Source organism: Pseudomonas sp. NFACC45 (assembly GCF_900113505.1).
In the GTDB taxonomy this organism is placed as follows: Bacteria; Pseudomonadota; Gammaproteobacteria; order Pseudomonadales; family Pseudomonadaceae; genus Aquipseudomonas; species Aquipseudomonas tehranensis.
Map to the genome: position 1 here is coordinate 217,528 of NZ_FOPO01000010.1, position 12,615 is coordinate 230,142.

Here is a 12,615-nt window from a genome sequence, read left to right on the forward strand (position 1 = left end):
ACTCAGACCGCCAGCGCCATATAGAACTGTGTGCCCTGCCCCGGTCGTGAATAAACGCCCATGCGCCCACCGTGGAGCTGGACGATTTCCTTGCACAGCGCCAGCCCCAGCCCTGCGCCGCCTTTCTTGCGACCGACCTGGACGAAAGGTTCGAAGATCCGTCCCTGCTGGCCGTAGGGAATGCCCTCACCATTGTCCTCGACGCTGATGATCACCCGCTCGCCGTGGCGACGGGCCTGCAGGCGGATCTGACCGTGGTCGCCGGTGTGACGCATGGCATTGTCGATCAGGTTATCCAGCACCCGGTCCAGTTGCGCAGCGTCGGCATGCAGGCGCGGTAAGGGGCCCTGGATGGTCACGAGCAATTGGATGCCCTTGGCCTGGGCTTGTGCGGCAAACCGCAGCCGGGCCGCCTCCAGCAGTTCGTCGATGGAACAAGGTGCCAGCGTCAGCTTTTGCAGGCCGTTCTGGTAGCGGGAGAAGTTCAGCAGGTCATTGATGAGCTGCATCAGGCGCTGCATTTCTTCGTTGACGGTGTTGAGCAGATCAGCTTCGCGCGATTCTTCAGGAAAATGCACGCGCTCCTGCAACAGGCCGAACGCCATGTGCATGCCAGTCACTGGCGTACGCAGCTCGTGGGACGCGCGCAACACGAACTCACTGCGCACCCTTTCGAAAGCGCGTTGTTCGGTGACGTCGTGCAACACCATCACCGCCCCGAGGATGTGACCCTGGGTATGGCTCACGGGGGTGAGGCTATAGGTCAGCAAGCGCGACTCGCCATCCACTTCGATGCTCAAATCCTCCGGCGCCCGCTCCAGCGTTCCACCGCGCAGAACCAGTTGCAGTTCCTCATCCAGCTCCGGGCGTTCCAGCGCCTCGCCCAATCCCTGGCCCAGGCGCTCCTCGTCCCAACCCAATTGACGCTGGGCCACCGGGTTGAGGTGCTCCAGGCGGCCTTGGCGGTCGATCATCAGCAAGCCGTCGTCGATGCTGTCGAGTACCGCTTGCAAGCGTTGCTGGCCGGCGAGCAGCTCATCGACGTTGGTGGCCTGATGCTCGCGCAGCGCCTGGGCCATGATGCCGAAACGACGGGTCAGTAAGTTCAACTCGGCGGCCGAGGAGATCGGCAGCGTCACCTCGAAATTGCCCTGGCCGATATCATCCGCCGCCGCTGCCAACGCCTCAATCGGCGCACCGAAACGCCGGGCAATGCCGTGGGCCGTGATGAAGCCGATGATCAGCACCGCCAGCCCTACCAGCCCCAACAGTCCGGAAATCAGAAAGGCGCGCTCGCGAGCTTTGTTCTGGGTATCGCTAATGTTGTTCAAGGCCCGCCGATACCCGTCAATCAAGCCGGTGCGCAGTACGTTGAATTTTTCGGTGAGATTCTGGATACCGGTGAGTTGGGTCGGTAGCTGGCGGGACGCTGTAAAAGCCTCGAGGAAGCCGATGTAGTCGGCCTTGGCCTGGCGGAAACTGTCTGGCGAATCGTCCAGTACCTGTTCGTGGGCGATGCCCTCGTCGAGCAACTGGAAATATTGCCGTTTGGATTCCTCCAGAGCTGCCAGATCGGGCTTGTCATCCAGCATGATCATCAACTGATCGCCGAGGTTCTGCCGCAGTTTGAGACCCAAGTCGAGCAGGATGAAGTTGTCGCGCACCGATTGTTCCTGGGTATTGGACATCTGTACCACGCTGACCAAGCCAAGCATCAGCCCCAGCAATGCCACGGTAATCAGCGCCGAGATACTCAGAAACAGCCGTGTGCGCAGCTTCATCGCCAGTTTCATAAGATGACGCTCACAGGTTGTATTGCTTGCGTTTGCGATACAGCGTGGAAGCGTCGATACCCAGGGTCTTGGCGGCCTGATCAAGGGTGTCGGCCGTGGCCAGCACCGCGCCAATATGCGCTTTTTCCAGTTCGTCGAGGCTGAGCGCAGCGCCGATTCGCGGGGCATTGTTGACCGGTTGTTCAGCCATGCCCAAGTGGCTGATTTCGACTTTTTCCTGCGCGCAGATGATGCTGGCGCGCTCGACCACGTTGCGCAGCTCCCTGATATTGCCAGGCCAGCGATAGCCTAGTAGCGCTTCGCGAGCCTCGTCGCTGAAGCCACGTGCCGGGCGGGCGTACTCCTTGACGAAGCGGGCCAGGAAGCGATCAGCCAACGTCAGAATGTCTTCGGCCCGTTCACGCAACGGTGGCAGATGCAGGGTAATGACATTCAGGCGGTACAGCAGGTCTTCGCGAAAGCGCCCGTCGCGCACCATGTCCTCAAGGTTCAGGTTAGTCGCCGCGAGGATCCGCACATCGGCCCGCCGGGTCACTGGGTCGCCGACCCGCTCGTATTCTTTGTCCTGAATGAAACGCAGCAACTTGGGCTGCAATGTCAGGGGAAAATCGCCGATTTCGTCGAGAAAAAGCGTACCGCCGTCGGCCTGGTTGACCCGGCCCAGCGTGCTTTCACTGGCGCCGGTAAATGCACCGCGGCTGTGGCCGAACAGTTCGCTTTCCATCAATTCAGCGGTCAACGATGGGCAGTTGATCGTGACGCAGGACTTCTTCGCGCGTTTGCTCCAGCCATGGATGGCTCGGGCCAGTTCGCCCTTACCGGTGCCGGACTCGCCAAGGATCAGAATGTTGGCGTCAGTGCTGGCAACCTGACGAGCGGTTTCTAGCACGACTTTCATCGCCGGGCTGTGGGAATCCAGACCGTCATTGGGTTTGCGCACTTCCCCTTCCAGGGCTTCCAGTCGCGCCGACAACTGGCGCACCTCTAACTGTTTGGCGGTCGCCAAGCGCAATTGATCAGGGCTGCACGGCTTGACCAGATAATCGGCGGCGCCGGCCTGGATCGCATCAACGGCGGTGTCGACCGCCGAGTGGGCGGTGACGATCACTACCCGCATCCAGGGTGCCTGGATGCGCATTTGCGCCAGGACATCAAGACCGTTGTCTTCTCCCAGGCGCAAGTCCAGAAAGCACAGATCAAACACCTGCCGCTGCAGCAGGGTGTCGGCCTGGGCGGCGCTGTTGGCGGTGGCGACGCTGTAGCCTTCGTCTTCCAGGCAATAACGGAATGTACGCAGGATGGCGGACTCGTCGTCTACCAGCAGAATGCGGCCTTGATGCTCAGTGGCGGATTCCATTTTTCCTACGCTCCTTTAATGAATGATGTTGGTTAGTGTCAGAAAAATCGGGCAAGTTGCATGGTCGTTTCTGAGGGGATCTTACCCACCGTCAGCGTACATGTGGGTATCTCACTCCTAAAAGATTGATTTAGATCCTTTTTTTGCTCCTGCACCCGCCTCGTACGGTACGGCTTGCTCCTTCCGACATCTAATTCCGACGGGCAATTCAAAAAGATTCTATCGCGCCTGTCCCCACCGTTCGTGCATTACGCACGACGCTTGACGCGGCCATCGTGCAGGATGCGCTTCGGTTGTTGTTTGGTGCGTTTATAACTAATTGATTTTAAAGATATTTATATCGATAAACGTTCTGGCATGCCGACTGCAATGGTCAGGTCAACGTGGCGTTAAGGCGCCTCAACCAGATCACCACTCGGGGTGGGAGGAATTTCAGGATGAATCGTCAACGTGCTGCTCAGTTTCGAATCTCTGCCTTGCATGTTCAGCAGGGTTTGTGGGCTGTAGTGGCCCTGCTGATCACACTTGCAGCAGGCCAGCAGTTGATGCTTTGGCACCAGAGCCAACAGCCTGAGGCGCCTCTGCTGTCGATTCAGCGCGCCCCGCAAACCCATTTCAGCGCTGTTGGTAGCCTCTCGGATGTTTCCGCCTCGATGCGAATGATGGAAGTCGATCAGGTTCAACCTGCCAACGACATGCCTCGCCAGGAGCGCTGGGTGTTTTAACTCGATGGACCGGTCGTCCACTGCACCGGAACCATCACCGCAAGACCCTCACTAAATAGAAAAGCGTAAGGAGAATCACCATGTTGAGCTGGGCAATTACATTCCTGATCATTGCCATCATCGCCGCGGTACTGGGCTTCGGTGGTATCGCAGGCACCGCCACGGGCATCGCCAAGATTCTCTTTGTCGTGTTCCTGGTGATGTTCATCGCTTCGTTCTTCTTTGGCCGCCGCGGTCGAGGCTGACCATGAACGCATTGAAAGGACTGGTCGCCGCCCTGTTGCTGGGCGGCGGTACCATGGCCATGGCTGCCAATGACGGACAGATGCGGGTCAATCAGGTGCTCAAGGCCGACCCGCAATATCTCGAGACTTGGCAGCAAGTGGTCAAAAAGGAAGAACGTCTACCGGAATGGGTGATGAACCTGTCAGGCGATTCGCAGCAGATGAATGCTGTCGAGGAAGATGGCGACAAATACCTGGTCGGTCCGTTGTGCGAAACCGAGGCGACGTGCCGCAGCAAGCGCTTGTTCGTCGCTTTCAGTTTCGACAAGGACGAGGCTTATGCATTGCTGGTTGAAGTCCCTGCCGGACTTCCGGCCGACAAGTCGCCAACCCGCCATGCCGATTACCGTTTCCTCGGCAATCCCGATGAAGGTATGCAAGAACTGTTAATGGAGCAACTCAAGAAAGATCCAAACTGGTACTGATTCTGAAAAGCGAGAAAAGCACGGTGCTTTTCTCCTCTGCACAGTCCGAAGAGGGCCGATGCATGACCAGGGGGCCGGGACGCTCTGCCCGTCTAAGGGCGCAGTGACCTACGGGCACAAGGGGTGCCTGCGCAAGGGCCGGGTCAGGAAAAAGCGTCCACGCAGGTTCGCACAGTCATGAGGACTGGCGAACTTGCGTGGAGCTTCGTGCCTTGTAAAGTTCATGCCAGAGCGGTTGCCTAGCTTGGTGTCTGCGTCACCCTCCCCGTATCGCTCGCGTTTTTTCAAAGCCGCTCCACTCCTCTGCGCCTGACCGTACATCGGAGATTTATCCGGCCGGTCTGCTTTTTCGACCCTGTTTCATTCCTTTATCCTTTGAGCGCTTTTGGCGACGCGGGACAAAAAGCCCCTGGCGCTGAAATGGCCGGTTCACGGCGCTTTTGCCTGCCGAAATGGCGTATTCGAACTGAGGGAAACCCACGTTTCACTTCATAAGCTTCATGCCGATTCGGCATAGGGTAGGCGTTTACGGCATTAGACGCCCCACCTTCGCATCGCAATAGTTGCGCCTTTTTTCGCCTGCCAGTGCGCCTGTGGTGCGTACTCGGGGTGACCTTATCTGGGGGCAGCGGCACGCATTCGTATCGCCATCGGGTGGTTCAGTTTGTGGCAGTTGCCCGAGTCCAACTGAAGTAAGGGTAAAGATATGAAGAAGGCAAGACTAAGCCTCGCCTGGCAGATCCTCATCGGTCTGGTGCTCGGGATTGCAATTGGCGCGTTGCTCAACCATTTCAATGCCGAGAAGGCCTGGTGGATCAGCAACGTGCTGCAACCGGCAGGCGATATCTTTATTCGTCTGATCAAGATGATCGTCATCCCGATTGTGATTTCCTCGCTGATCGTCGGTATTGCCGGGGTCGGTGACGCCAAGAAACTCGGACGTATCGGCCTCAAGACCATCCTCTACTTCGAAATCGTCACCACTATCGCCATTGTCGTCGGCTTGCTGTTGGCCAATTTCTTCCAGCCGGGCAGCGGCATCGACATGAGCACTTTGGGTACGGTGGATATTTCCAAGTACCAGGCCACGGCCGCCGAGGTGCAGCATGAACATGCGCTCATCCAGACCATCCTCAATCTGATCCCGTCGAACATCTTCGCGGCGGTTGCTCGCGGCGAGATGCTACCGATCATTTTCTTCTCCGTATTGTTCGGCCTGGGTCTGTCCAGCCTGCAATCGGAGCTGCGTGACCCCCTGGTGAAGATGTTCCAGGGCGTGTCGGAAAGCATGTTCAAAGTCACCCACATGATCATGCAATACGCCCCGATCGGCGTGTTCGCCCTGATCGCGGTGACGGTTGCCAACTTCGGCTTCGCTTCGCTCTTGCCATTGGCGAAGCTGGTGATCCTGGTTTACGTCGCTATCGCCTTCTTCGCCTTTATGGTGCTGGGTCTGATTGCACGTCTGTTCGGTTTTTCCGTGATCAAACTGATGCGCATCTTCAAGGATGAGCTGGTGCTGGCCTACTCCACCGCCAGCTCCGAAACCGTGTTGCCACGGGTGATCGAGAAGATGGAAGCCTACGGCGCGCCGAAGGCGATTTGCAGTTTCGTGGTGCCGACCGGTTATTCGTTCAACCTCGACGGTTCGACCCTCTACCAGAGCATCGCGGCGATTTTCATCGCTCAGTTGTACGGCATCGATCTGTCCATCAGCCAGCAATTGCTGTTGGTGCTGACCTTGATGGTGACTTCCAAAGGTATCGCCGGCGTACCGGGTGTTTCGTTCGTGGTGCTGTTGGCGACCCTCGGCAGTGTCGGTATTCCGCTGGAAGGTCTGGCATTCATTGCCGGTGTCGACCGCATCATGGACATGGCCCGCACCGCGCTGAACGTGATCGGCAATGCCCTGGCCGTGCTGGTCATTTCCCGCTGGGAAGGCATGTACGACGATGCCAAGGGCCAGCGCTACTGGAATTCCCTGCCCCACTGGCGCAGCAAAGAGCCGTTGCCGATGGGAGAAGTTTCCAGCCGCTGACACACAAGGATCTTTGTGATCCCCTGAAGCAACAAACAAACCCCGGAGAAATCCGGGGTTTGTCGTTTCTGCCAGCCCCGCTATCATTCGCGGCATCTTCCGGGGGACTTAACCGATGCTCAATGGCCTGTGGCTTGGCTTCTTTATCGTGGCAGCCGTGTCGGCGCTGGCGCAGTGGCTGATCGGCGGTAACGCCGGGATCTTCGCCGCCATGGTGGAAAGCATTTTTGCCATGGCCAAGCTGTCGGTGGAGGTGATGGTCCTGCTGTTCGGCACCTTGACCCTGTGGCTGGGGTTTCTGCGGATCGCCGAAAAGGCCGGTATTGTCGACTGGCTGGCCAAGGCGCTCGGGCCTTTGTTTTTGCGGCTGATGCCGGAGGTGCCGGCGGGCCATCCGGCGATTGGCCTGATTACCCTCAACTTCGCGGCCAACGGCCTGGGGCTGGATAACGCGGCGACCCCGATCGGCCTGAAGGCCATGCGGGCCCTGCAGGACTTGAACCCCAGCCCGACCATCGCCAGCAATGCACAAATCCTGTTCCTGGTGCTCAACGCCTCATCGCTGACGCTGTTGCCGGTGACTATTTTCATGTATCGCGCCCAGCAAGGGGCGCCGGACCCGACCTTGGTGTTCCTGCCGATCCTGCTCGCCACCAGCGCCTCCACCCTGGTGGGGCTGCTGTCGGTGGCCTTCATGCAGCGCCTGCGCCTGTGGGACCCGGTCGTGCTGGCTTATCTGGTTCCGGGTGCGTTGGTACTGGGCGGTTTCATGGCGCTGCTGGCGACGCTCTCAGCTACGGCGCTGGCCGGGCTGTCTTCGATCCTCGGCAACCTGACGCTGTTCGGCTTGATCATGCTGTTTCTGGTGGTGGGCGCGCTGCGCAAGGTCAAGGTTTATGAAGCCTTCGTCGAGGGCGCCAAGGAGGGCTTTGATGTCGCCAAGACCTTGCTGCCGTACTTGGTGGCCATGTTATGCGCCGTTGGCGTGCTGCGGGCCTCGGGCGCGCTGGACTTCGGCCTGGACGGGATCCGGCACCTGGTGCAGTGGGCCGGCTGGGACACCCGTTTCGTCGACGCCTTGCCGACTGCCATGGTCAAGCCATTCTCCGGCAGCGCCGCCCGGGCGATGCTGATCGAAACCATGCAGACGTCCGGCGTGGACAGCTTCCCCGCGCTGGTGGCCGCGACCATTCAGGGCAGCACCGAAACCACCTTCTATGTGCTGGCGGTGTACTTCGGCGCCGTGGGTATCCAGCGGGCGCGACATGCGGTGGGCTGCGCGCTGCTGGCCGAGTTCAGCGGAGTCGTGGCGGCGATCGGCGTTTGCTACTGGTTCTTTGGTTGAACCCCATCCCCTTGCCACAGGCTCGGATGGCCATGCCGGGCCTTTAGGGGTGTGCCGGCAGCGCCAGGCGCTGGCCTTGTTCCACCGTCCAGTTCACAACCTCGGCCGTCAGTCGATCGCTGGCCTGGCCGAAACCTTGCACCACGGCTGGCACTTGCACGTCGCTCAACGGTTGGCGGACTTCAAAACGACGACTGGCAAGGATGCGTTGGTCAAACCCCCGCACCAGCAATGCGTCCAAGCGAATCACCACGCTGGCCTCTGCACCTTGATATTCGGTCTGGAAGGCCTGCAATTGGCCACCCAACTCCAGATCCGTTTGCAGGTTGCTGTCGGCGACACTCAATAGCCCGACACGTCCATCCTGGGCGAAACCATCGAGCAAGCGATTGCGCAGCAACACCGGTGCCGGGTCGCTCCAGCGGGAGGCGGCGTAGCTGCTCAACAGATTGCCGTGGGGAATGACCGCTATTTTAGGGCTGTTGAGCACTTCGCTGGCCTGCGGGCTGGCCAGGCGCAATGACCATTTCACAGGGGTGCCCGGGGTTATCGGGGCCTGAGTGGCGGGTAAGCGATAGATGTCCGAAGGCTCGGCCTGGGGCAGAATCGAGCAACCGCCAACCAGGACACATCCTGCCAGCAAGAGGATAGGGCGGACGAACCGGTCAAACGGCTTCATGGCGTGAATTCCTTGTTCTTGTCACTGCCCAGCAAATAGCCGCTGGGGTTGGCATCCAGGCGCCGGGAAATACCCCGCAGTGCGCTCAGGGTGTCGCGCAGTTCCCGCACGGCCGGCGACAGGGCATTGAGCCCCTGCATGCCGTTATTGAGCGCGTCGCGATTGTCGTTCAGCAGTTTATCGAGGGTCGCGGTGCTGCGGGCCAGCGATTGCATGGCCTGGTCTGCGCTGCTCATGACCCCCTTGCCCTGATCGTTGAGCAGGCCGTTGGCGCTGCGCATCAATGCCGTCGTCTGCTCCAGTGTGGCGCTGGCCTGTTTGCCGACGGCTGCCAGTTGCTGCATGGCCTGGCGAATATCGCCGCGTTGATCGGCGATGACCCCGGTGGTTTGCTCCAAGTGTTCAAGGGTCTTGCCCAGCCGCTGGACATTGTCCGAGGAAAACACCTCGTTGGCGTTATGCAGCAGCAGGTTGATACTGGTCATCAGGTCATCGCTGTTGTTCAGCAGGCGGGCGATGGGCGAGGGCGCTGCGATAATCACTGGCGGCTCGCCCTCGGGCCCGGTCAGTGGCGGGCTGTTGGGGGTGCCGCCACTGAGCTGGATAATCGAGGTGCCGGTGATGCCGGTCAGTGCCAGTTTGGCCTGGGTGTCCTGCTTGACCGGTGTTTCAGCACTCAACCGGACCCGCGCCAGTACCCGGCGCGGGTCGTTGGGGTCCAGGCGCAGATTGACCACGTCCCCGACCTTGATGCCGCTGTACTCCACCGCGCTGCCTCTGGACAAGCCACTGACCGCTTCGTTGAACACCACTTCGTAATCCTTGAACTCGCTGTCCACACTGGACTTGGCCAGCCACAACCCAAACAGCAGGGCCCCGACCACCACGATCACGGTGAACAGGCCGATCAATACATGATGGGCTCGGGTTTCCATGTCAGACCTCGTTCAATTGTGTCGCGGCCGTCAAGGCCGCGCGGCCGCGAGGGCCGTGGAAGTATTCATGAATCCACGCATCGTCGGTTTCCGACACTTTGTCGATGACGTCGGCCACCAGCACTTTTTTCTGGGCCAGCACCGCCACCCGGTCGGTGATGGTGTAGAGCGTGTCCAGGTCATGGGTGACCAAAAATACGCTCAAGCCCAAGGCGTCGCGAAGCGTCAGGATCAATTGGTCGAACGCTGCCGCGCCGATGGGGTCGAGGCCGGCGGTGGGTTCGTCGAGAAACAGAATGTCCGGGTCCAGGGCCAGCGCCCTGGCCAAGGCTGCACGCTTGATCATGCCGCCGGACAGCGAGGCGGGGTATTTGTCCGCTGCCGATAGCGGCAGCCCGGCCAATGCCAGTTTCACCGCCGCCAGATGCTCGGCATCGGCGCGGCTGAGCCCGGCGTGTTCGATCAGGGGCAGGGCGACATTCTCTGTCACGGTCAGCGAAGAAAACAGCGCGCCTTTTTGAAACAGCACCCCAAAGCGACGTTCCACTCGCGAACGCTGGGCCTGGGGCAGGCTCGGCAGGTCCTGGCCGAACACTCGCACGGTGCCTTCACTGGGCCGGTTCAAGCCGACAATGCTGCGCAATAGCACCGATTTGCCACTACCGGAACCGCCGACCACGGCGAGGATCTCGCCCTTGTAGACGTCCAGGTCGAGGTTTTCGTGCACGCTCTGCCGGCCAAAGCGATTACACAAGCCACGTACCTGTATCACCGCCTCGGTGGGCGGCCTGGAAGGTCGACTCACCATTGCATCTCCATGAAAAACAGCGCGGCCACCGCGTCGAGCACGATCACCACAAAAATCGACTGCACCACGCTTGAGGTGGTGTGAGCCCCGACAGACTCGGCGCTGCCGCTGACTTTGAAGCCTTCCAGGCATCCCACCGCAGCAATCAGGAAGGCAAAGATCGGCGCCTTGACCATTCCCACCACGAAATGCTGGACGCCGATGTCCGACTGCAACAGCGTCAGGAACATCGCCGGAGAAATATCCAGCGACAGGGCACACACCACACCGCCGCCGACAATGCCCGAGAGCATGGCCACAAAGGTCAGCATCGGCAGCGCCACCAACAGGGCCAGCACTCGCGGCACCACCAGCAACTCGATGGGATCGAGGCCCAGGGTACGAATCGCGTCGATCTCTTCGTTGGCCTTCATCGAGCCAATCTGCGCGGTGAAGGCGCTGGCGGTGCGACCTGCCATGAGAATCGCAGTCAACAACACCCCGAATTCGCGCAGAAACGAGAACGCCACCAGGTCCACGGTGAAAATACTGGCGCCGAAATCGGCCAGCACCGTCGCCCCGAGAAACGCCACCACCGCGCCCACCAGAAAAGTCAGCAGGGCGACGATAGGGGCCGCGTCCAGCCCCGTCTGTTCGATATGAACCACCATCGGGGTAATGCGCCAGCGTTTCGGGCGAAACAGGCCCCGGGCCAGCGTTTCAAGGATCAAGCCGACAAAGCCGAGCAATTGCAGGGTATCTTGCCAGACCTTGTCCACGGCTCGACCGATGCGTGTCAACAACTGGGTCACGACACTCACCGTCGGCTCTTTGACCGGCACGCAGAAGTCGGTCAGCGAGCAATAGACCGTCTGCAACAGTGCCCGATCGGCGGGTGACAAAGTGCAGTCGCGGTGCTCGGCGGTCTTGCCCAGCCGCTCGGCGCCCAGCAGTTCCACCAGCAACGAGGCGCCGGCGGTGTCGAGGGCACCCAAGCCATTGAGGTCGATCAGGGTGTTGTCGTCGTACTGGCCGCGCAGCGAGTCGCTCAAACGCTTGAGCTGCGTGTAGTGAGCCAGTGTCCAGTCCCCGCTGATCCATAGCTGCGCCGGGGAGTGAGAGCGATCCAGTCGGGCACTGCCAACAAGCGTGTCAGGGGTCATAAGCGCCATGCTCGTTCGGCTCGAAAAATACTAGCTAATAGCACGACCGGCATTATTTTGCCCCAGGCTCGATTGCACCGCTGACCTTGAAGCGCAAGACACCAATCACCTGGCCATTTTCCGTCAGCACCCGCACCTGCCATTTACCCGTGGGGTCTTCCGGGAAGTTCTGCTTGTGGGTCCAGGCGCGATAGCCTTCCTTGCGCCCACCATGAATGTCCAGGGCGATGCGGTCCACTTCTTTTCCGTTGAATTGCCAGACGTGATAAATCCGCTCATCAAGGCCCCGGGGCGCGTTGATAGCGGTGTAGGCATACAGACCGTTGCCGCGGATCTGGTCAGCGCTGACTTCCTTCAGGCTGGCGCCCGGCGTGCGGTCTTCCAGCTGGGTGCTGATTGCCACCTCGGTCATCCACAAGGTTGCCGGCGGCACCCAGGAGCGCAGCACCCACCCGGCGGCGCCGATCCCCACCGTAATGCACAGAATCGCCAGGGCGTTGCGCACGGTGCGGATCGGAAAGATCGAAGCCAGGCTGGGGAACGACAACAGCATGGCAATGCCCAGCGCCAGCTTGAAGCTCTGGTCGGTGGTCAGGTGCAGGATGATGGGCAGCGCGGTGAGCAGGGCGGCAAACAACGTCAGGGTGTGCAGCGCCAGGAACGCCCAGCGCCGGGGCGCCAGCCATTTGTAATACAGCGGATCAATGATCGAGATCAGTGCCGAGGCCGCCAGCAGACCGGTGAAAATCACTTGGCTGCTGTTCCAGGTGGTGGTGATGAAAAAGAACGGCAGCACGAAAAACAGGCTTTCCTGATGAATCATCTGCGTGGCGTAACGCAACAGCGGCTGCGGGATTTCCCGTTTGAAGATGCGGGTAAAAAGCCGGGTCAGGCTGTTCTCCAGCATCAGCCAGAGCCAGCTCACCAGCATGATGATGGTGATCCAGGTCGCAAGACCCTGCTGGCGGTCCACCAGCATGAAACTGCCGACTCCAGAGATGAAACCACCAAGTGCGATGACCCCTGGATAGCGCTTCATCAATTCGAGAAGGCGCTGGATGTAATGAGTCAGGTTCGGCATTCG

12 protein-coding genes are annotated in these 12,615 nt (G+C 60.1%); 5 read left to right on the plus strand and 7 right to left on the minus strand.

Annotated features, from left to right (window positions below; genetic code table 11):
• Positions 1-2 precede the first annotated feature (2 nt).
• Together BM132_RS19505 and algB are read right to left on the minus strand one after the other, a co-directional pair.
• Entirely contained in the window at positions 3-1,793 is a 1,791-nt protein-coding gene (locus BM132_RS19505; protein ID WP_092457946.1) for an ATP-binding protein, read from the minus strand.
• A 10-nt stretch (positions 1,794-1,803) separates the two neighbouring features.
• Positions 1,804-3,150 (minus strand): sigma-54-dependent response regulator transcription factor AlgB, encoded by a 1,347-nt coding sequence (algB, locus tag BM132_RS19510; RefSeq protein WP_047229793.1) that lies wholly within the window; start codon positions 3,148-3,150, stop codon positions 1,804-1,806.
• Between the two features lie 437 nt (positions 3,151-3,587).
• On the opposite strand from algB, the gene BM132_RS19515 reads away from it, so the two are divergent.
• From BM132_RS19515 to BM132_RS19535, 5 genes are all read left to right on the plus strand, one after another.
• Positions 3,588-3,875: a hypothetical protein gene (locus tag BM132_RS19515; RefSeq protein ID WP_092399691.1), complete on the plus strand. Its 288-nt coding sequence runs from the start codon at positions 3,588-3,590 to the stop codon at positions 3,873-3,875.
• Positions 3,876-3,955: 80 nt separating this feature from the next.
• Positions 3,956-4,120 carry a DUF1328 domain-containing protein gene (locus tag BM132_RS19520; RefSeq protein WP_003177151.1) on the plus strand — a complete coding sequence of 55 codons (165 nt, stop codon included), beginning with the start codon at positions 3,956-3,958 and terminating at the stop codon, positions 4,118-4,120.
• Between the two features lie 2 nt (positions 4,121-4,122).
• A complete protein-coding gene (locus BM132_RS19525) occupies positions 4,123-4,584 on the plus strand; it encodes an inhibitor of vertebrate lysozyme family protein (RefSeq protein WP_092399693.1) in 462 nt (153 codons plus the stop codon).
• Positions 4,585-5,290: 706 nt separating this feature from the next.
• Positions 5,291-6,622, plus strand: coding sequence for a glutamate/aspartate:proton symporter GltP (gene gltP / locus BM132_RS19530; RefSeq protein ID WP_092457948.1), 1,332 nt, complete (start codon positions 5,291-5,293; stop codon positions 6,620-6,622).
• 115 nt (positions 6,623-6,737) lie between these two features.
• Positions 6,738-7,967 carry a nucleoside recognition domain-containing protein gene (locus BM132_RS19535; RefSeq protein ID WP_092457951.1) on the plus strand — a complete coding sequence of 410 codons (1,230 nt, stop codon included), beginning with the start codon at positions 6,738-6,740 and terminating at the stop codon, positions 7,965-7,967.
• A 43-nt stretch (positions 7,968-8,010) separates the two neighbouring features.
• Here BM132_RS19535 and BM132_RS19540 read toward each other — a convergent pair whose 3' ends face one another.
• The 5 genes from BM132_RS19540 to BM132_RS19560 are packed head-to-tail and all read right to left on the minus strand — an operon-like array spanning position 8,011 to position 12,612.
• Positions 8,011-8,646 carry an ABC-type transport auxiliary lipoprotein family protein gene (locus BM132_RS19540; protein ID WP_092399699.1) on the minus strand — a complete coding sequence of 212 codons (636 nt, stop codon included), beginning with the start codon at positions 8,644-8,646 and terminating at the stop codon, positions 8,011-8,013.
• Positions 8,643-9,581, minus strand: coding sequence for an MlaD family protein (locus BM132_RS19545; RefSeq protein WP_092399701.1), 939 nt, complete (start codon positions 9,579-9,581; stop codon positions 8,643-8,645). Before BM132_RS19545 ends, BM132_RS19540 begins: the two co-directional genes overlap by 4 nt.
• Before the next feature lies 1 nt (position 9,582).
• Positions 9,583-10,389, minus strand: coding sequence for an ABC transporter ATP-binding protein (locus BM132_RS19550; protein WP_177193361.1), 807 nt, complete (start codon positions 10,387-10,389; stop codon positions 9,583-9,585).
• Complete coding sequence (locus BM132_RS19555) at positions 10,383-11,531, minus strand: ABC transporter permease (RefSeq protein ID WP_092457954.1); 1,149 nt, start codon at positions 11,529-11,531, stop codon at positions 10,383-10,385. Before BM132_RS19555 ends, BM132_RS19550 begins: the two co-directional genes overlap by 7 nt.
• 52 nt (positions 11,532-11,583) lie before the next feature.
• Positions 11,584-12,612, minus strand: a complete 1,029-nt coding sequence (locus BM132_RS19560; RefSeq protein ID WP_092457957.1) for a DUF5924 family protein — start codon at positions 12,610-12,612, stop codon at positions 11,584-11,586.
• Positions 12,613-12,615: the final 3 nt, after the last annotated feature.

What these genes read in the sequence shown, in the direction of transcription:
- BM132_RS19505 (WP_092457946.1), bottom strand. Translation starts at nt 1,793, where the DNA reads ATGAAACTGGCGATGAAGCTGCGCACACGGCTGTTTCTGAGTATCTCG.
- algB (WP_047229793.1), bottom strand. Translation starts at nt 3,150, where the DNA reads ATGGAATCCGCCACTGAGCATCAAGGCCGCATTCTGCTGGTAGACGAC.
- BM132_RS19515 (WP_092399691.1), top strand. Translation starts at nt 3,588, where the DNA reads ATGAATCGTCAACGTGCTGCTCAGTTTCGAATCTCTGCCTTGCATGTT.
- BM132_RS19520 (WP_003177151.1), top strand. Translation starts at nt 3,956, where the DNA reads ATGTTGAGCTGGGCAATTACATTCCTGATCATTGCCATCATCGCCGCG.
- BM132_RS19525 (WP_092399693.1), top strand. Translation starts at nt 4,123, where the DNA reads ATGAACGCATTGAAAGGACTGGTCGCCGCCCTGTTGCTGGGCGGCGGT.
- gltP (WP_092457948.1), top strand. Translation starts at nt 5,291, where the DNA reads ATGAAGAAGGCAAGACTAAGCCTCGCCTGGCAGATCCTCATCGGTCTG.
- BM132_RS19535 (WP_092457951.1), top strand. Translation starts at nt 6,738, where the DNA reads ATGCTCAATGGCCTGTGGCTTGGCTTCTTTATCGTGGCAGCCGTGTCG.
- BM132_RS19540 (WP_092399699.1), bottom strand. Translation starts at nt 8,646, where the DNA reads ATGAAGCCGTTTGACCGGTTCGTCCGCCCTATCCTCTTGCTGGCAGGA.
- BM132_RS19545 (WP_092399701.1), bottom strand. Translation starts at nt 9,581, where the DNA reads ATGGAAACCCGAGCCCATCATGTATTGATCGGCCTGTTCACCGTGATC.
- BM132_RS19550 (WP_177193361.1), bottom strand. Translation starts at nt 10,389, where the DNA reads ATGGTGAGTCGACCTTCCAGGCCGCCCACCGAGGCGGTGATACAGGTA.
- BM132_RS19555 (WP_092457954.1), bottom strand. Translation starts at nt 11,531, where the DNA reads ATGACCCCTGACACGCTTGTTGGCAGTGCCCGACTGGATCGCTCTCAC.
- BM132_RS19560 (WP_092457957.1), bottom strand. Translation starts at nt 12,612, where the DNA reads ATGCCGAACCTGACTCATTACATCCAGCGCCTTCTCGAATTGATGAAG.